Source organism: Caballeronia udeis (genome assembly GCF_001544555.2).
In the GTDB taxonomy this organism is placed as follows: Bacteria; Pseudomonadota; Gammaproteobacteria; order Burkholderiales; family Burkholderiaceae; genus Caballeronia; species Caballeronia udeis.
The window spans coordinates 62,818-81,680 of sequence record NZ_FCOK02000011.1; the positions used below are offsets into that span (position 1 = coordinate 62,818).

Consider the following 18,863-nt stretch of genomic DNA (forward strand, 5'->3'; position numbering starts at 1 on the left):
TGAAAACCTCAGTTGAAAATGCCGAGCAGCGTTGTGAACAGCGTGGAGGCGGTCTGGATGACCTTGCTGTTGGCCTGGTACAACTGCTGGTACTGAATCAGGTTGGCGGCCTCTTCATTCAGGTTCACGCCCGACACTGACTGCTGCGCCGACGTCGCCTGCGTGAGCACCGCGGTCGCCGACGTACTGGAACTCTGCAGATTGTTGGTCTCGTTGCCGATCTGGTTGACGTAGTTCGCGTACGCGCTCGTCAACGAGTCCGTGCCGCCGTTCAGCGACTTCGCCGACCCGAGATTCGCCATCGCGAGTGCGTTGCTGCCGTCGCTGCTGCCGCCCTTGTTCGCCGCGATGGTGAAGGTATCGCCATTTGCCGGCGTGCCGCTGATCGTTGCGCTGACACCCGTACCGTTCGATAGGGTGAGACCCTGCGCGGGGTTGTAGGCGATCGGCAAACCCGGCGCAACGGTCGTGCCGTTCGGCAACGTGACCTGCACGTTCGACGTAAATTGCTGCGCCGTCGAGTTGTACGTCAGCGTCATGCTGCTCGGGATCGAATATCCGGCTGTCACGGTCGCCGCCGAGATGTTCGCGGTGCCTGCGTTGCTCGCTCCCGCCGATGCCACCGCCGGAGACGCTGCAGCGATTGCGGTCGGGTTCGTGGTCACCAGCGTGAAGGCGGCGAGCGCGCCGCTCGTTGGCTGGATGTTGAACGAATCGCCGGCCTTCATGATGCCGCTCGTCACCGAGATATTCAGGCCCGCGATCGTGCCGGTGACCGCGCCGGTTGCGGTTGAAGTGGGCGCGAGGGTGCCGAGGACCGCGCCGCTCGCGCTGTCGGTGAGCGTGTAGTTGGTGCCGTTGTAGGACAGCGTGTAGTTGCCGTTGGTCGGCTGGGTCGGATTCGCAATCGATACGCTTAGCGGAGCAGTGCCCGTATTGCGCGAATTCGCATAGATGGTCGGGCTGCCGGTCGAGAACAGCGCGGTGCCGGGGTTGCCGTTCAGGTCCACGCCCAGCGCGTTTTGCTGGTTCAGCTGCGCGGCGAAACTGGTCGCGAGCGAGCCAAGCTGGGCCTGCGCCGGATCGAGCGACTGGCTGCGGAACGCAAGCAATCCGCCTACCGTACCGCCGCCGAACGTGGAGTCCGGCAGATATTGCGTTTGCGCGGGCGTCTGCGGCGAGCCGGTCGGCGATGCATACGCGATCGACAACTCGCTCGGGTCCGACGTCGACGTCACCGCCTGCAGTTGATACCCCGTGGTACCCGAAACCAGCGGCTGGCCCGTGCCGATCGACACGTTGTACATGCCGTTGACCGTGGTGACCTGCACGTTCGTCAACTGGCTGAGGTTCGATACCGCCTGATCCCGCGCATCGAGCAACTGGTTCGGCGGCTGGCCCTGCGCGCTCGCGGTCACAATCTGGCCGTTCAGCGTGGCGATCTGGTTGGTGTAGCTGTTGATCTGCGTGACCGCGTTGGTAAGCGACTGGTTGACGCCGGAGCGAAGCTGGTTGTAGTTCGCAGCCGCAGCATTCATCTGGTCGACAAGCGATTGCCCGCTGCTCATCAGCGACTGCCGCGTCGACGTCGTGGCGGGGCTGTTCGCCACCGACTGCAAGCTCGTGAAATAGCTCGTCATGCCGGCGCCAACACCCGTTGTCGGATCGCCCACGATGTTGTTCAACTGCGACAACATCGAATAGTAGGTGTTCAGCGAACTGCTGTTGGACTGCGCGGCATTGAGCTGCGTGGTCAGGAACGAACTGTATGAGCGCTGGACAGTCGCCGTCGTCACCCCGGAGCCCAGATAACCCGACGTCGTATATTGCCCCGACGCTTCCTGGTACACCGGCTTTTCCTGGGTGTAGCCAGGGGTCGCGGCGTTGCTGATGTTCTGTCCGGTAGTCGTCAAACCCCATTGGGCCGCATTGAGACCACTGACGCCGATATCGAATAGGGACATGCAAGGAATCCTGGTAAAGGCCCAAAACCCGGGCCGCCGCTGTCTGACGGTAACTGGTGTATATCGGCCGATTGCAGAAAAAGTTGAATCCCGGCGCGGTGGTTCGGGGCGCGCGTGGTTTGAGCGCCGCCCGGCTCAGGCTCAGGCTCCGGCGAAACCCGCACGCGCACTGCGCCATGACGGATTATTCATCGGCATTGAGCGGGGCAATCGATGAAGCAACGGGGGGATTGGGCGTCAGTTCGCCGGATGGAACGGGGTGGGTGTTACGCGGGAAAGGCGTTGGGTGCTCGAACGTGAGCGGACATGAGCGAAGCGAGCACGGAGCTCGCCGCCGCATCAATCGCATCAAGCTTAGCGCGCCAGCGACCGGCGCTTCATCTCGAGTTGCGTAATCAGGCGCTGCAGCGTGTTTTCCGCCGAGCCCGGCAAGCTCATGAACTTGAAGCCGAGCGTATAGCGCGGCTCGCCCTTCGTATTCTCCGTCTGCCGGTTCGACATCAGTTGCAGGTCGAGCACCACCTTGCCCGGGTTGCTGAAGTGCAGTTCCACGGAATGCAGGATCAGGCCGACCTCCATGGATGCAACCCGCTCGTCCATGGTCCGCAGCGCCACGCCGCCCAGCGACAGGTCGTTCACTTCAAAGCGGAAACGCTCGCCGTTCGGCAGTTCGCCGCTGCAGATATAGGGATCGAGCACGGGCGCTTCCACGCGGAAATACTCACGCCGCTGCATGTAGAACAGCACTGGCGGAAAATCCGCTTCGAACGCCGGGCGGCCTTCGAAGACGACTTCGCGCGGCGTGCCGGTCGCGAATTCCACGCGGATTCCGTCGGGGCTCGCGTGAAACATCAGGTTTTCCGTGCGCAGCATGGCCTCGTTCTGCTCGGGAATGCCGCCCCAGTCGAAGACGAAGGTATGCGCCGCCGGATTCACGTCGAGCAGGCGGGTAACGATCTGCCCCCTGCCGTGATCGACAGTCAGGAAATCGGCCCGGTGAACGAGGTTGCGCAGGGAGACACCGATTTCCAGCGGATTACGCCGGCCGAAATCGTGAGTGTCGGACTCGTCGTCTGCGATGCCGGAACCGTTTGGCGGATTCATGTTCATGGAGCTTGCCGTGTTCGTTTGCTCGCTCGCGTCCCGTTTCCCGGGACTGTTTGAGCGTCCAACCGGACCCTGCGGGTCCGGCACTTCGATATGTCATTTAGCGGCAACGGAGACTGAATATTTAGGGTTGGTTGTAAAAAAACTTCCCTAATCTCGTCCCGGACGACCGAAAACATTCGCAAAGTGCGCAAATCGAAACGAACCAGCACGTTCTCTCCATTTCGATGCGTCCCGGCCGGCTGCCTTCCAGGCGCACCATGCGCCCGTTCCTCGCCGTCAGCCTGCATCGTCTTTTATCGCGACTTTAGCCCCGTCGCTTTTGATACCTTACTCGTAATACCTTTTGTTTACCTATATTAACTGCAGCAAAAGGTGCGCCAGCTCGCATTCCGTCAAGCGATGTGCCGCATGATCGAAATCAACTTTTTAGCGTATTGCGGGTCCGTTGCGTAGCCCGCCTTCTGCATTCCGTGCGCAAAACCAGCGGCATCGCGCGAGGCTTGCACGACCGGCGCGTAGCGCGGATTGCTCTTGAGCACGCTGGCGTAGTCGGTGAGGGCGTCTTCGTACGAGTCGTACGAGCGGAATTTCTCCACCACTTTCTGCGGTTTGCCGTTGACGTATTCCGTGGTCACCGCGTTCGTGGTCTTGCCGGTCCAGTCGCTGCTCGCCTTGATGCCGAACACGTTGTGACTCGAGCTGCCGTCGGTGTTCTTGATCTCGCGCTTGCCCCAGCCCGACTCCAGCGCCGCCTGGCCAATGATGAATCGCGCCGGAATCCCGGTCGCCGAACTGGCCGCCTGTGCCGGCGCGGCCAGGCGATCGACAAACGCGGCGACCTTGTCCGAGCCCACGCCGCGTGTGGGCGGCGTCAGCGCGCTGTCGGCGCTGTAACCGTTGCCGGAGAGCGATGCCTTCGCGGACCCCGGCGCGTTTGCGTACGCCTTTGCCATCGCGTTCATGGCGGCAAGATTGCCGGCGTTCGCGCTGCTGTCGCCGCTCGCGTCCGCGCCTGCCCCCGCGCCCGCACCGTTTGCGGAAGACGTGGCCCCGGCGTTGCGCATCAGTTGCTTGAGCATCATGTCGGCTACGCCAATGCCCTTCGCGCCCATGTTCTGCGAAAGCTGCTGGTCGAGCATCGACGTGAAGGTCTTGCTGTCGTTCGAATCGAAAGGGCTATCCGACGGTGTGGCCTCCCGCATGCTCTTCAACATCATCTGTGTGAAAACGGAGTCGAATTGCTTGGCCGCCGCCTTTAAACCCTGCTGCGGGTTGGCGTTGGCCTGGGCCCGCATGGCGTCGAAGCCCTGCACGTCGAGCGCAAACCGGTTCGACAACGAACCCAGGCCGCTGCTCGTGTCCGTCGTACTCAGTGATGCGAGCGCGTTGCTTGTCGTACCGGTCCCGTTCGCGTTCATGACCTGTCGCCTTTAAATAATTTCAAGATCGGCGCGCAACGCACCCGCCGCTTTCATCGATTGCAAAATCGAAATCAAATCCGCCGGCGTTGCGCCGAGCGCATTCAACGCCTTGACCACGTCCGCGAGCGTCGCGCTTGCCGCCACCTGCTTCAGCGCGCCCGTGTCCTGCTTCAACTGGATGTTCGACTGCCGCGCGGTCACGGTTTGTCCGTTGGAGAACGCGCCCGGCTGGCTCACGGCGGTCGTCGTGTTGATCACCACCGACAAATTGCCATGTGCAACCGCGCAGTTCTGCAGCGTGACCATCTGGTTCATCACGATAGAACCCGTACGCGCATTGACGATTACCTTCGCCGCAGCTTGCGACGGCCTGACATCGATATTCTCGAGCTGCGCCATGAACGACACCACCTGGGACGGATCGGTCGGGGCGCGCAACTGGATCGTGCGGCCGTCGAGCGCGATCGCCGTGCCCATGCCGAAGTCGTTGTTCACCGCCGCAACAATCTTCTGCGTGGTGTCGAAGTCGAGCGTGTTCAGCTCCATCGTCATCACGCCGCCGGCTTGCGTCACCGCTGCGGGCACGGCGCGCTCGACCAGCGCTCCGCCCGGAATGCGGCCGACCGCGAGCTGGTTGACCTGGACCTTGCTGCCGTTCGCGCTGGCGCCCGCGCCGCCGACCGCGAGATTGCCCTGCGCCATGGCGTAGACCTGGCCGTCGGCGCCTTTGAGCGGCGCCATCAGCAGCGTGCCGCCGCGCAGGCTCTTGGCATTACCGAGAGACGACACTGTCACGTCGATCGCTTCGCCCGGCCGCGAGAACGGCGGCAGCACGGCTGTCACCATCACGGCGGCGACGTTCTTCAACTGCATGTTCTGGGTGGTCGCGGCATTGAGCGTGATGCCGAGGTTGCCGAGCATGTTGACCAGGCTCTGCGTGGTGAATGGCGTCTGGGTGGTCTGGTCGCCCGTGCCGTCGAGGCCGACCACGAGGCCATAGCCGATCAGCGGATTGTCACGCACGCCCTGGAACGAGACCAGGTCCTTGAGGCGTTCCGCCTGCGCGGGCGGTGGTAATGCGCAGCCAAGCGCCAGCGCAACGAGAAAGAAGCGAAGAAAGAGTTTCATGATCAGAAGGGCGCCACGTTGAGAAAGAAGCGCTGGAGCCAGCCCATCTGCTGCGATTCATCTATATAGCCCTTCGCCGAATACTCGATCTTCGCGTCCGCCACCTGGGTGGAAAACACCGTGTTGGTGCCGGAGATGGTCGTCGGATTGACGACGCCGGAGAAGCGCACGAATTCGTTGCCCTGGTTGATGAGCATCTGCTTTTCGCCGCTCACTTCCAGGTTGCCGTTGGGCAGGACACCCGTGACGGTGACCGTCAGCGTGCCGTTGAAGGTATTGGCCGCGCTCGCGCCGCCTGCGCCGTTGAAGCCGTTGGAACCGCTGGCGTTCAGGTTGGTGTTGTGGAACAGCCCGCCGAAAATACCCGGTGCGGTCGGCACGGCGAACGCCTCGCTGGCGTTGCGCGCCGCATTCGCCGCCGACGACTTCGTCGCGTTGACGTTTTCTGCAATCACGATGGTGATGATGTCGCCGGTGTTGCGCGGACGCTGGTCCTCGAACAGCGGCCGTCCCGCGTAGCCCGCGTTGTAGATCGCGCCGGGCGATGCCGAATTGAGCGGCGGCGCCGGCGGGCGGGCGGTCATCGGCTGCTGGGTGATCGGCTCTTTGGGCACGAGCGCGCAGGCCGCCAGGGCGACCAGCACCAGCACCGATACGCTGCGGATGCGTGGAAAGCGTGAGAATTGTGATGACATCTTCGTGGTCCTTCGGAATGACGCTGCCGATGCGGTTGATGCAACTTAAACCTGCATCTGGCTCAGCGTCTGCAGCATCTGGTCCGACGTGGTCACGGCCTTGCTGTTGATTTCATAGGCGCGCTGGGTCTGGATCATGTTCACCAGTTCCTGGACCACGTTTACATTCGACGCCTCCACATACCCCTGTTGCAATTGGCCCGCACCGTTCAAACCCGGCGTCACGACGTTCGCCGTACCGGACGAAGCCGTTTCCGCGAACAGGTTTTCACCGCGCGCGTCGAGGCCGGCCGGGTTGACGAAGGTCGCGAGCTGCAACTGGCCGACGGTCGTGTTGGCCGAGCTGCCCTGCGCCGTGGTCGTGACCGTGCCGTCCGAGCCGATCGTTATGCTGGTCGCAGTCGTCGGGATCGTGATTGCCGGGGTTACCTGATAACCGCTCGACGTGACGAGCTGGCCTTGCGCGTTGGTCTGGAACGAGCCGTCGCGGGTGTAAGCGGTCGTGCCGTCGGGCATCGTCACCTGGAAAAAGCCGTTGCCGTTGATGGCGACGTCCTTCGAGTTGCCGGTCTGCGACAGGTTGCCCTGTGTGTAGAGGCGTTCGGTCGCGACCTGTTGCACGCCGGTGCCGATCTGGCTGCCCGACGGCAGTTCGGTCTGCTGCGTGGAGCTCGCGCCCGGCTGGCGGACGGTCTGGTACAGCAAGTCCTCGAACACCGCGCGCGAGCCCTTGAAGCCGTTCGTGCTGACGTTGGCGAGATTGTTCGAAATCACGTCCATCTGCGACTGTTGCGCGTTCATGCCGGTTGCGGCGATGTAAAGAGAGCGGTTCATGTTTTTTATCCTGGTACTGCGGATTAACTGAAGTCGAGCAGCTTGTCAGCCGACTGATCGTTCGCGTTGGCCGAATCGAGCAACTTGGTCTGCATCTGGAACTGGCGGGCGTTGGTGATCATGTCGACCATCGCGGACACCGCATTCACGTTGCTGCCTTCCAGCGACGCGGGCGCCACCGTCACCGTCGGATCGGCGTCGGCGGGCTGGTTGTCGGCGGTGCGAAACAAACCGTCGTCGCCGCGCGTCAAGGTGCCCGGATCGGGATTGACGAGCTTCAACTGGTCGACTGTCGCAATCGATGTCGGCGGGTCGCCCGGCATCAGCGCGGTCACCGTCCCGTCCTTGCCGATAGTGACTTCCGCGCCCGGCGGGATCGACATGGGACCGGCATTGCCGAGCACCGGCAGGTTGTTTGCCGTGACCAGCTGGCCATTGGCGTCAACATGAAGATTGCCGGCGCGCGTGTACGCCTCGCCGCCGTCTGCCGTCTGCACGGAAAGCCAGCCCGGACCCTGGACAGCGACGTCCAGGGGATTGCCGGTCTGCTGGATCGGACCCGGCGTGTAGTCGGCGGTCGGCGTGGACGACAGCACGAAGGTGCGCGTGGTCGGGTCGCCGGACGCATTGTTCTCGAAGTTCATCGGCACCTGTCGAAACGCTGAAAGCTGCGCACGAAAGCCTGTCGTCGACGCATTGGCGAGGTTGTTCGCCGTGACGCTCTGCTGCTCGAGCGCCTGCGCGGCGCCGCTCATCGCGGTATAGATCAGACGGTCCATTTATGACTCTCTCGTGCGCGGCTTGGCTGCGGCTCTTACAGGTTGATGAGCGTCTGGTCGACGGTTTGCTGCGTCTTGATCGTCTGCGCGTTCGCCTGGTAATTGCGCTGCGCCGTGATCAGGTCCACCAGCGAGCTGGTCAGGTCGACGTTCGAGTTTTCCACCGCGCCGCCTTGCAGCGAGCCGTGGTTGGTCGACCCCGGCACCGACACCTGCGCGAGGCCCGACGCCGCGGTCTGCTGGTAGTTGTTGCCGCCAAGGTCCTGCAAGCCGTTCTGGTTGGCGAACGTCGCGAGCGCGATCTGACCGAGCGATTGCGTCTTGCCGTTCGTGTACGTGCCGGTCAGCGTGCCGTCCGTACCGACCGAAAAGCCCGCCAGTTCGCTTGATGTATAGCCGTCCTGGCTGCTGCTCACGAGGCCGGTCGTCGCGCCGAACTGGGTCGTGCCGGCGAATGACATCGACATGGTTTGCACCGCGCCGGCGGTGTTGGACGCGGCATCCGGAATCGAAAAGGAGAACGGCGTAATGGCGGTGGCGGGCGGCGTCGGGATCAGGTTGCCCGACTGGTCGAACGAGACCAGGCCCAGATCGCCGGGCGTACCGGTCGACGTTCCCGTGACGGGCGTGTTGGCCGTGCCGCTGGTCGCGAACGCTTCCCATGAACCCGTTGCCTGCTTGACGAAAAACACGTTCACCGCATGCGTGCCGCCAAGCGAGTCGTTGACGTTGATCTGGCTGGTGGCGCTATAAGTATTCGCGTTGGTCGGGTCGAACGGCGTCTGGGTGGGGAGCGCAGCCTGCGAATTCAGGTTGAACTGAAAACTCACGTTCTTGGTGGCCGCCGGCGGCAGGTTCGAGTTCGGCACAACGAGCGGCACGGTCGACGAGCTGTTGATCACACCCTGCGAATTGGCTGCATAACCCATCAGCGTCTGGCCTGCGGCATTGACGATCGTGCCGTTCGCCGCCAGGTTGAACACGCCGTTGCGCGAGTACACGTTCGCGCCGTTGCTCGACATCTGGAAAAAACCATTGCCGTTGATCGCGACATCCAGCGCCTGGCTGGTCGTGGTGATCGTGCCCTGGCCGAACTGCTGCTGCACTTCCGACATCTGCGAGCCAATGCCGATCTGGTTGTTCACGGCGGTGGCGACCGAGTTCGCGTACATATCGGCGAATTGCGCCTGGCCTTGCTTGAAGCCGACGGTGTTCGCGTTGGCAATGTTGTTGCCGATCACGTCGAGGTCGTTCGACGCGCCGGACAAACCAGATAAACCTTGTTGGTAACCCATGACGGTCTCCGCTTCTAGAAGAATGAGCTAATGAATAACGGCTTAGAGAATCGATGCGATGCTGGTCAGCGGAACCGTCTTGCCAGTCGACAACATGACGCCCGTCGTGCCGTCGGCCTGCTGCACCACGCTCTGCACCTGCGAGGAGGACAGCGCGGTAGCGGTCGCCGCGGCGCCGTTGATCGTGCCAGCCGCCGAAATGGTGTAGGTGCCGTCGGGCAGCGTGGCGCCGGTCTTGTCCGTGGGCGTCCAGCCCGAGATTGGCACCGTGCCCGCAGCCTGCGGCCCGAGGTCGATCGTATTCACCACCTGGCCGGCGCTGTTCGTGACGCTCACCGTCATGTCGCCGAGCGCGTTGGCCGACTGCACGCCGAAGCTGCTGGCCTTGCCGCCGCTCACGGTCATCGTGCTTCCAGGCGCGAGCACGGTTGCACCGATCAGCGAAGCTGCCTGCGCCGACTGCCCGGCCGACAACTGCGTGGCGAGCGAGCTCAGCGACGTGTTCAACTGGCCGATGCCCGACACCGTGCTGATCTGCGCGAGTTGCGAAGTCATCTGCGAGCTGTCGGTCGGGTTGGTCGGGTCCTGGTTCTGGAGCTGCGTGACGAGCAGCGTCAGGAAGGTGTTCTGCAGGTCCGCCGGCGACTGCGTGCCGGTCGCGCTCGAGCTGGACGACGCACTGCCCGACGTGCCGGATGTGCTCGACGTGCCGTTCATGGTGTTCAGCAGCGTCTGCGACATCGTCGCGCCGTTGTTGCCGATCGTGGTGTTGGTTGTCACGGGGTTGTCCTCAGGTTCCGATCGTCAGGGTCTTAAGCATCAGCTGCTTGGCGGTATTGAGCGTTTCCACATTCGCCTGATACGAACGAGACGCCGAAATCATGTTGACCATTTCCTGCACCGGATCGACGTTCGGCAAGGTCACGTAGCCGTCCGGGTTTGCTGCGGGATTGCTTGGGTCGTAGCTGGTCTTCATCGGCGTCGGGTCGTCAATCACCCCCGTCACCTGCACCCCGCCCACCTGCTGGCCGGACGCCGTGCGCGCGCCGCCGAGCGGATCGACGGCGAACACCACCTGCTTCGCCTTGTACGGCTGGCCATCCGGGCCCGTCGTGCTGTCCGCGTTCGCCAGGTTCGAGGCGGTCACGTTCAGGCGCTGCGCCTGCGCGGACATCGCCGAACCGGCAACGCTGAAGATGTTCATCAGAGGGGGCATTGCTTCTCCTCGTTAGCTTGGCTTTCAGTTCGACGTGATCGCGGAAAGCATCGTCTTGATCTGCGACGACACCACCGTCATGCCGGCTTCAAAATGCAGCGCGTTGTCCGCGAACTGGACGCGCTCCGAATCCATGTCGACCGTGTTGCCGTCAAGCGCCGGCTGGCTCGGAATCCGGTACGCGAGACGGCCGTAGTCGTCGGTGCTGCCGCCGCTGGCGGTAAGCGTCGTCGTGCCGGACATATGTCCCGCCGATGTCGTCGCGAGCGCCGCGCCAGCCGACACGCTCACCGGCTGCGCCATCTGCAGCGTCGCAGTGCCGGAAGCCGTGGTGTCCGCCGCCGTGCCGGTCTTTTTCAGCGCGCCCGCGAGGGCGCTGGAGAAATCGACGTCGCGCGCCTTGTAGCCCGGGGTATCGGCGTTCGCAATATTCGACGACAACAGTTCCTGCCGGTATGCGCGCACATCCAGCGCTTCACGGCCAAAGGCAAATTCCTGGTCGAGCTTGTCCAGCATGGCGGTCCTCCTTCAGCTTCAGATCTGGTCTGCGGTGCTTCGCGTGCTTTTGCGTGCTTTTGCGTGCTTTTGCGTGCTTTTGCGTGCTTTTGCGTGTCTCGTGATCAATGACGCCGGGCAATCAAGCAAGCGCCGGGACGCCATTGGCTATCGAAGACTTTTGCATGAGACGAATCTTAGGAGCGAGACGCAAGATGCAATCAGACGAATAACAGGGAAAGCCGGCCTCTATTCGACGCTTGCCTTTAGCCGCCGAAATCTAGAATTCGTCTCGTGGGTCAATCTTTTAGGGAATTCACGGACTTTGGACGCGGGGCTTTTCGTTTTTGGTTTGGGAGAAACACAATGCACAGCTTCACTGCGCCTGCTCGTAAGCCGGCGGTTCATCGCCTGGCCGCGAACGGCCTGGTGAAGGCCCGCGCTCACCTGGCTGACCTGGCTCGCCGTGTTGCGCCGCGTGGTCCGGCTGCGCTTTGCCTGCTTGCGTTCGCTTTCATGACGGCCGGTGTGACAACGGCAAGCGCGCAGGAGAGTGGCGGCGGCGGCACGATCATGATTGCCGGCCCTGCCGAAACCAATCCGGCGGCTGTCGTGGCAATGGCGAAAAACGCCGGGATGACGGTGGACGCGAACGCAAGCCAGCCGGCGAGCCCGGCTCAGCCGGTTAAACCCCAACCGGCGCGCCCCTTGGGTTACGCCGCAGCGGCCCATGCAGCCGATGCCGCCATGCGTGCCGCCGCGCTCGCACTCGATGCCCACGCCGACGCCGCCGATGCGTCCTCCTCTTCCGCCGATACCAGCGGCCTGATCGTGATCCCGGGGCCGGGTGAATCGAAGACGGCGAAGCCCGTGGCTGCGGCTGCGGCTGTGGCGCCCAGGCTGGCGATGTCGCCGAGCGGGACCGGTGCATCGAACAATGCCCCCGATGCCGGCGGAATGATCGAGATCCCCGGGAATGGCGAGCCGAAAGCGCCTGCTACTACTATTAGTAATGCGGCAGCCAATGGCCGGGCTCCGGCCACCGATCCCCTTCCCCGCGTTACCACCTCCTCAGGCGACGTAATGCCCGTGGTCGTTGCCACGGACGGCAGCGCGTCGGTCCAGAACATTCCACGCGTGGCCTCGCGAGGGTTCCAGGCGAGGCCGATCGCCGCGGCGCCTGCCACGCCGGTCGCCGGCATGATGCCCGTTTCGATGCGCTCCCCCGCGCCCATCCGCGCGCCGCTTCAACCCGCCCCCGCCATGGCCGGTGCGCCCAACCAGCTCACGCAGGACGGCGACTCGGTACGCGCCGCTGCGCTCATCTTCCTGACACAGCAGGCGGCCGGTTTGCCCGGCAAGGCCGACATCACCGTCACGCCGGTCTTCCCGCGTGGCCTCGCTGCCTGCTCCACGCTCGAGCCGTTCCTGCCGGCGGGTTCACGTCTCTGGGGCCGCACCACTGTCGGCGTGCGTTGCTCCGGCGACCGGCCGTGGACGCTCTATCTGCAGGCGCGCGTCTCGGTGATGGCGACCTATTACCTCGCCGCCCGCGCCGTCGCGCCCGGCGAAGTGCTCACTGCCGCCGACCTGATTCCCCGTGACGGGGACCTCACCGCCATGCCGCAAGCCGTTGTCACGGATCCGTCACAAGCCGTTGGCGCGGTGACGCTGTCGCGGATCGCAGCGGGCCTGCCGCTACGCACCGACATGCTGCGCGGCGCCGGTGCCGTCGTGATCGGCCAGACCGTGCGCGTGGTGACCGGCGGCGCAGGCTTCTCGATATCGGCGGAAGGCAGCGTCATGAATAACGCTGCGCCCGGTCAGCAAGTTCGCGTCAAAACTGCCGGGGGACAGATCATTTCGGGCATTGTGAAAGACGGCTCGACGGTGGAAATCCAGCTTTGAAGAATGGTCCGCAGTTGCCCTATGTGGGTTATCCCTCACTTGTTTCAATTTGTTGCAATTCCTTATCGGGCTTATCCGATAAGGCTGAGCGGGAGATAGAGCGGACTGGCACGTGGTCCGGGCGGCGGGAAGGTTAAAGTTTTTGCGTCGGTCCGCCGATAAAGGAATCACATCGTCAGGGAAGACCATCGTGAAAATCGATTCCAGCAACACCAGCCAGATCGCAGCTTTGCAGGAAGCTGCACAACAACGTACGGCGCAAGCCGACGCGCAAGCCACCAGCACGACCGGCGGCACCACGACCAGCAGCGGCTCGAATTCGACCGTGAGCTTGTCGGCGTTGTCGACGGATTTGCGTACATCGGGCTCGTCGTCCGACATCGATACGGCGAAAGTCGCGTCGATCAAGGCCTCGCTGAACGACGGCAGCTACAAGGTCGATTCGGGCAAGGTTGCCGACGGCATGCTGAGCAGCGCGCGTGAACTGATGCAAACGAACACCCCGCCGGCCGGCGGCTGAGCATAGCGGCTACGTGTTGCAGGCAACGCCCAGAGCGAGCCCGCGGCACATGGACAATAAGCTTCAGATAAACGCATCGTTTCCACGATGCAGCGCCGGGCGGCTTTTTTTGACCTTGGCACCGCCATGAATGCGGTGCCGGAGTTTTTAGCGAGTCGCCCATGAAAGACGCCCTGCTTGCCACTGTTATCGACGAAACCGCTGCTGTCCACGCGTTCGAGTCGCTGCTTGCCCACGAAGAGAAAGCGCTCATTGCGGCCTCGCCGCTCGATACGCTGCCTTCGATCATCGAAAAGAAAACCGCCTTGACCGAGCAGATTGCCGCGCTGGAACGCCGGCGTGACGAGCAGCTCGGCGCGCTCGGGCTGCCGAAGGGTTTTGTCGGCATGGAGCAAGCCGTTACCGGCCATGAAGCGTTGACCTCGCACTGGCGGGAATTGCTCGCGGCGGCGGGACGCGCGCGGCGTGGCAACAACACGATCGGCGTGCTGATCCGCTCGCGCATGGAGTACACCCGCAACGCGCTTGCCGCGCTGACGCTGGCTCCGCCCAAGTCGTCGTTCTATGGTCCCGATGGCCGCGTGCCCGGGATCTACGGGGTGTAGGGTCATCGATTCAATGCACTGCAACACGCGCCGCTTCTCTCCGGGGACCGGCGCGTTTTTCATGACGCCTTGCCTCATGCCTTCGCGCCATGTCTTCGCCGCATGCCGGTCGCGCCGGTTCCATCGCCCGAATTGCCCCCGTTTGTCCGCCCTGATCAAGCGATGGCCGCTTGCTGCTTTTCGCAATAATCGCTCCACTGGATCAACACGTTAACGGCTTCGTCGAAGCCCGGCGAGACTGGAGTGCAGCGAAGTGGCAGAAGAGAGCGACGTCGAAAAGACCGAATCAGCCACTCCCAAGCGCATTGAAAAGGCGCGGGAGGAAGGTCAGGTCGCGCGCTCGCGGGAACTCACGTCGTTCGCGCTGCTGGCGGCGGGGTTCTTCGGCATCTGGGGCCTGTCCGGTCCTCTCAGCCAGCACATGCAGGCCATCTTGCGCGGCGCGTTCACGTTCAATCACAAGACCGTCCTCGACACCAACCAGATGCTGATCGGCGCAACCGCCGCCGGCAAGGAAGGTTTCATGGCCCTGGCTCCGGTGCTCGCGCTGACGGGCCTGGCCGCGCTTGGCGCGCCCCTGGCGCTCGGCGGCTGGCTGCTCAGCACCAAAGCCATGGCGCCCAATTTCAGCCGGCTGAACCCGATCAGCGGACTCGGCAAGATCTTCTCGTCGCAAGGACCGATTGCGCTCGGCATGTCGATCCTGAAGACCCTGGTGGTCGGCGGACTCGCCGGCTGGGCGATGTGGACCCGCAAGGACGAAGTGCTCGGCCTCGTCACCAAACCGCTGGACCTCGCACTCGCCGACACCATGCATCTGCTCGTGGTGTGCTGCGGCATGGCGATCGCCGGACTGTTCCTCGTTGCCGCAGTCGATGTCCCTTACCAGCTCTGGACGCACGCGAAGAAGCTGCGCATGAGCAAGGAAGAAGTGAAGCGCGAGCATCGTGAAAGCGATGGCGACCCGGCGGTCAAGGCCCGCATTCGCGCGCAGCAACGTGCCGCTGCGCGCCGCCGGATGATGACCGCGGTGCCCACCGCCGACGTGATCGTCACCAACCCGACCCACTTCGCCGTCGCGCTGAAATATGCCGATGGCCAGATGCGCGCGCCGAAGGTCGTCGCGAAAGGCGTGAACCTCGTGGCCACGCGCATTCGTGAAATGGCGATCGAACACAACGTGCCGCTGCTCGAAGCACCGCCGCTTGCCCGGGCGCTGTATCACAACGTCGAGATCGACCGCGAGATTCCGGGTGCGCTGTACGGCGCCGTCGCGCAAGTGCTGGCGTGGGTATACCAGTTGCGCAAGTTCAAGGAAGACGGCGGCACGAAGCCGGACAAACCCGAGAATCTCGAGGTTCCTCCCGAACTCGACAAAGGCGGCGTTCCCGAATCAGAAGCCGACCAGGAAGCCGCCGAAGCATTCGCGGCAGACGCCGCAGCTAATGGCCCAAACGGCCCGAATGACCCGATGAAAGGAAGCAGAGCATGAACGCGCGCGCCGGATTTTTCTCGAAGCGCCCTGACGCATTGGGATCGCAGAACTTGCGGGCCTTAGCCGGCCCGGTGCTGATCTGCATGATCCTCGGCATGATGATCCTGCCGTTGCCGGCCTTTTTGCTCGACTTGCTGTTCACGTTCAACATCGCGCTGTCGGTGATGGTGCTGCTGGTCAGCATGTACACGCAAAAGCCGCTCGACTTTGCTGCATTCCCGAGCGTGCTGCTGTTCTCCACGCTGCTGCGTTTGTCGCTGAACGTGGCGTCCACGCGGATCGTGCTGCTCGAAGGCCATACCGGTCCCGATGCCGCCGGCCAGGTGATCGAATCGTTTGGCCACTTCCTGGTGGGCGGGAATTTCGCGGTCGGTATTGTCGTGTTCGTGATCCTGATGATCATCAACTTCATGGTGATCACGAAGGGCGCGGGGCGGATTGCCGAAGTGGGCGCACGCTTCACCCTGGACGCCATGCCGGGTAAGCAGATGGCCATTGATGCCGACTTGAATGCCGGCCTCATCAACGAAGACCAGGCGCGCAAGCGCCGTTTGCAAGTCGCGCAGGAAGCCGAGTTCTACGGTTCCATGGATGGTGCGAGCAAGTTCGTGCGCGGCGATGCGATCGCGGGCTTGATGATCATGATCATCAATATCGTGGGCGGCTTGATTGTCGGGATGGTCCAGCACGACATGGACTTCGCGCACGCGGCCACGAACTACACGCTGCTGACCATTGGCGATGGCCTCGTCGCGCAGATCCCCTCGCTGATCATTTCGACGGCGGCGGGCGTGATCGTGTCGCGGGTGGCGACTGAAGAAGACATTGGCACGCAGTTGACGGGGCAGCTGTTCAACAACCCGCGCGTGTTGATGATTACCGGCGTGATCATCGGGATCATGGGCCTGATTCCCGGCATGCCGCATTTCGCGTTCTTGCTGCTGGGCGGCGGTCTGGTGTATGCCGCGCGTTCGATGAACCAGCGCATCCAGGCAAAGAAGAAAACGTCGCTGGTAACGGATGTCGTGCCTGCCGCCGCTGCACCGCTCGAAAACACGGAAGCGAGCTGGGACGACGTCGCGATGATCGATCCGCTCGGGCTCGAAGTGGGGTATCGGCTGATACCGCTGGTCGACCGGAACGCGGATGGCGAGTTGTTGAAACGGATCAAGGGTATCCGCAAGAAGTTCGCGCAGGAAATCGGCTTCCTGCCGCCGGTGATCCATATCCGCGACAACCTGGAGTTGCGTCCGAATGGTTACCGCATTGCGCTGAAGGGCGTGGAAGTGGGCGTAGGCGAAGCATTCCCGGGTCAGTGGCTCGCGATCAACCCGGGTCAGGTTTCGGCAACGTTGCCGGGGAATCCGACGCAAGATCCGGCATTTGGTTTGCCGGCGGTGTGGATCGATACGAACTTGCGTGAGCAGGCGCAGGTGTATGGCTACACCGTGGTCGATGCCAGCACGGTCGTGGCCACCCACCTCAACCATCTGGTCGTGACGCACGCCGCGGAATTGCTGGGCCGTCAGGAAGTGCAGGCGTTGCTGGAGCGTATAGGCAAGGACACGCCTTCGTTGACCGACGATCTGGTGCCGAAGACGCTGGCGCTGACGACCTTGCAGAAGGTGCTGCAGAACTTGCTGGACGAAGGCGTTCCTATCCGCGATATGCGCACGATCCTGGACGCATTGCAGGAACATGCGCCGAAGGTATCCGACGCGTACGACCTGACTGCCGCGGTGCGTCTGGCGCTGGGCCGCGCGATCACACAGCAGTGGTATCCGGGCAGCGGCGAGTTGCAGGTGATGGGACTCGACCCGGCGCTGGAGCGCGTGCTGTCGCAGGCGTTGGCGACGGGGGCGAATCCGGGACTGGAACCGGGCCTGGCGCAGACGTTGTTGAACTCGACGCAAAACGCGATTCTGCGCCAGCAGAACATGGGGCTGCCGCCGGTGCTTCTGGTGCAGCATTCGCTGCGCGCCATGCTTGCTCGTTTCCTGAGAAGAAGCCTGCCGCAGTTGAAGGTGCTGTCGTATGCGGAAGTGCCGGATACCAGGAACATCAAGGTGATGAACCTGATCGGGCCGCAGGGGTAAAACGTCCGCCGCATCGCGTGGCGGACGGATGTTAATGAGCCGGTTAAAGGTCGGTTGTTAAAGCTCGGAAGCAACACTCCGCAGGCGGGTGACCCTGCTGAAAATCGTGTAGCAAATGCAAGCGACAATAATCGAATCGAGTGAAGGGATGCTGGTGAAGGAAAACACGCCCTTCACGGTCATGAACCCGACCAGCGACCCGATGATCCACGCAACGAACGTAAGCATCTTCACTTGCGGGTCGCTTGCGAGCAGGCGCTCGTCATACCCGCCTCGCCGATACAGTAGAAAGTCTGCTATATAAATCCCGGCCACAGGCGGCGTCGCAATGCCCAGGAAAAGCAGAAACGGAATAAACCACGCCATGATGTCCATGCTGCCGACAATCACCGCGAGCACGCCCAGCGCCACGGTAATTTGCCACTTGGGAAATCGCGTGAACAAGGTGGAAACAACCAGCGTGCCTTGAAACATATTCCCGGCATTGCCCGTTACGGTCGCGAAAATGAGCAGTAAAGCGGCCGGCAGCACGGCCCCGAACACGGCCATGGCGCCGAGCAAGGAAGCTTTCCCCGAGATCCCGCTCGGCGTGGCGCCCGCCCAATACAACAACGGATAGGCGATCAGGAACGTCAGCACCGCGCCAATCAACGCGTGCTTGCGATCGTGAACGAAGCTGCCGAAATCAGGCAGCGTGGCGACCAGCACAATGATCGTCCCGACCACGGTGGAAACGGCCACGCCGGTGTTCATATCGGTGAACCCGGCTGGTACCGGGACTATTCCGTGAGCCGCGACATACACGCAATAACAGAGCATCAACGCGATGACGGGTATGGCGAACTGAGCCACCTTCCCGAGCAGTTCGAAGCCAAAAGCCGTAGCCGCGACAAAAATCACGCAACCCACCGCAACCAGCACCGGCACTGGTATTTCGAGGCCCTGCTGCGCGAGCAGATCGTGGACCGAATGCCCGAACATGTTGGCGGTCACGGCAATCCACCCGAACAAACTGACCGCAAGCAGGATGTTGATGGCGACCGCCCCTTTTTCGCCGAACGGATATTTGACGATACCGTAGGTTGGCAGGCGCGCCTTCTCGCCGACGCAAATGGTGATGCCCGAAAGAATGGTCAGGATGATGCCGCCGATCACCACCACCTTGATCAACGCCAGGCTCGATAGCTGACTGCCGAGACTGGAGGAGGAGAGTAAAACCGGCGTGATCGCAATGCCCAATAAAATCATGGCAATGCGATACCCGGGCGCCGTATGCGGGCGTTCGTCAGTGTTGCGCATACA

General features: G+C 62.8%; 17 protein-coding genes. 5 read left to right on the forward strand and 12 right to left on the reverse strand.

The annotated features are described in order from the left end of the window. Window positions 1-8 precede the first annotated feature (8 nt). The 11 genes from flgK to flgB all read right to left on the reverse strand — a co-directional run bounded on the left by flgK (window position 9) and on the right by flgB (window position 10,958). On the reverse strand, window positions 9-1,964 hold the full coding sequence (gene flgK, locus AWB69_RS10715; protein ID WP_062084882.1) for a flagellar hook-associated protein FlgK: 1,956 nt from the start codon (window positions 1,962-1,964) through the stop codon (window positions 9-11). A 354-nt stretch (window positions 1,965-2,318) separates the two neighbouring features. Continuing rightward, window positions 2,319-3,068, reverse strand: coding sequence for a flagellar brake protein (locus AWB69_RS10720; protein ID WP_062084967.1), 750 nt, complete (start codon window positions 3,066-3,068; stop codon window positions 2,319-2,321). Between the two features lie 398 nt (window positions 3,069-3,466). After that, window positions 3,467-4,492: a flagellar assembly peptidoglycan hydrolase FlgJ gene (gene flgJ, locus AWB69_RS10725; protein WP_156528803.1), complete on the reverse strand. Its 1,026-nt coding sequence runs from the start codon at window positions 4,490-4,492 to the stop codon at window positions 3,467-3,469. A gap of 12 nt (window positions 4,493-4,504) precedes the next feature. Next, window positions 4,505-5,623 (reverse strand): flagellar basal body P-ring protein FlgI, encoded by a 1,119-nt coding sequence (locus AWB69_RS10730; protein WP_062084883.1) that lies wholly within the window; start codon window positions 5,621-5,623, stop codon window positions 4,505-4,507. A 2-nt stretch (window positions 5,624-5,625) separates the two neighbouring features. Beyond that, window positions 5,626-6,318: a flagellar basal body L-ring protein FlgH gene (locus AWB69_RS10735; RefSeq protein ID WP_062084884.1), complete on the reverse strand. Its 693-nt coding sequence runs from the start codon at window positions 6,316-6,318 to the stop codon at window positions 5,626-5,628. Between the two features lie 45 nt (window positions 6,319-6,363). After that, a complete protein-coding gene (gene flgG, locus AWB69_RS10740; protein ID WP_062084885.1) occupies window positions 6,364-7,152 on the reverse strand; it encodes a flagellar basal-body rod protein FlgG in 789 nt (262 codons plus the stop codon). 23 nt (window positions 7,153-7,175) lie between these two features. Further along, window positions 7,176-7,931: a flagellar basal-body rod protein FlgF gene (gene flgF, locus AWB69_RS10745; protein WP_062084886.1), complete on the reverse strand. Its 756-nt coding sequence runs from the start codon at window positions 7,929-7,931 to the stop codon at window positions 7,176-7,178. 35 nt (window positions 7,932-7,966) lie between these two features. Continuing rightward, window positions 7,967-9,226, reverse strand: a complete 1,260-nt coding sequence (gene flgE, locus AWB69_RS10750) for a flagellar hook protein FlgE (RefSeq protein WP_062084887.1) — start codon at window positions 9,224-9,226, stop codon at window positions 7,967-7,969. A 42-nt stretch (window positions 9,227-9,268) separates the two neighbouring features. Beyond that, the gene (locus AWB69_RS10755; RefSeq protein WP_062084888.1) at window positions 9,269-10,006 is read right to left on the reverse strand and encodes a flagellar hook assembly protein FlgD; all 738 of its coding nucleotides are present in this window, start codon (window positions 10,004-10,006) and stop codon (window positions 9,269-9,271) included. A 10-nt stretch (window positions 10,007-10,016) separates the two neighbouring features. Continuing rightward, window positions 10,017-10,442 carry a flagellar basal body rod protein FlgC gene (gene flgC / locus AWB69_RS10760; protein ID WP_062084889.1) on the reverse strand — a complete coding sequence of 142 codons (426 nt, stop codon included), beginning with the start codon at window positions 10,440-10,442 and terminating at the stop codon, window positions 10,017-10,019. Window positions 10,443-10,466: 24 nt separating this feature from the next. Then, the gene (gene flgB, locus AWB69_RS10765) at window positions 10,467-10,958 is read right to left on the reverse strand and encodes a flagellar basal body rod protein FlgB (RefSeq protein ID WP_062084890.1); all 492 of its coding nucleotides are present in this window, start codon (window positions 10,956-10,958) and stop codon (window positions 10,467-10,469) included. A 345-nt stretch (window positions 10,959-11,303) separates the two neighbouring features. Between flgB and flgA the strand changes: the two genes are divergently transcribed. The 5 genes from flgA (at window position 11,304) to flhA (ending at window position 17,561) form a co-directional block, all read left to right on the forward strand. Beyond that, complete coding sequence (gene flgA, locus AWB69_RS10770) at window positions 11,304-12,845, forward strand: flagellar basal body P-ring formation chaperone FlgA (RefSeq protein WP_062084891.1); 1,542 nt, start codon at window positions 11,304-11,306, stop codon at window positions 12,843-12,845. Between the two features lie 190 nt (window positions 12,846-13,035). Beyond that, complete coding sequence (gene flgM / locus AWB69_RS10775; RefSeq protein ID WP_062084892.1) at window positions 13,036-13,365, forward strand: flagellar biosynthesis anti-sigma factor FlgM; 330 nt, start codon at window positions 13,036-13,038, stop codon at window positions 13,363-13,365. Between the two features lie 161 nt (window positions 13,366-13,526). Further along, window positions 13,527-13,970 carry a flagella synthesis protein FlgN gene (locus AWB69_RS10780; RefSeq protein WP_062084893.1) on the forward strand — a complete coding sequence of 148 codons (444 nt, stop codon included), beginning with the start codon at window positions 13,527-13,529 and terminating at the stop codon, window positions 13,968-13,970. A 253-nt stretch (window positions 13,971-14,223) separates the two neighbouring features. Continuing rightward, window positions 14,224-15,462, forward strand: coding sequence for a flagellar biosynthesis protein FlhB (flhB, locus tag AWB69_RS10785; RefSeq protein WP_062084894.1), 1,239 nt, complete (start codon window positions 14,224-14,226; stop codon window positions 15,460-15,462). After that, entirely contained in the window at window positions 15,459-17,561 is a 2,103-nt protein-coding gene (gene flhA / locus AWB69_RS10790; protein WP_062084895.1) for a flagellar biosynthesis protein FlhA, read from the forward strand. The genes flhB and flhA overlap by 4 nt, the downstream gene beginning before the upstream one ends. 57 nt (window positions 17,562-17,618) lie before the next feature. On the opposite strand, the gene AWB69_RS10795 is transcribed toward flhA, so the two are convergent. Continuing rightward, window positions 17,619-18,860, reverse strand: a complete 1,242-nt coding sequence (locus AWB69_RS10795) for a cytosine permease (protein WP_062084896.1) — start codon at window positions 18,858-18,860, stop codon at window positions 17,619-17,621. Window positions 18,861-18,863 lie beyond the last annotated feature (3 nt).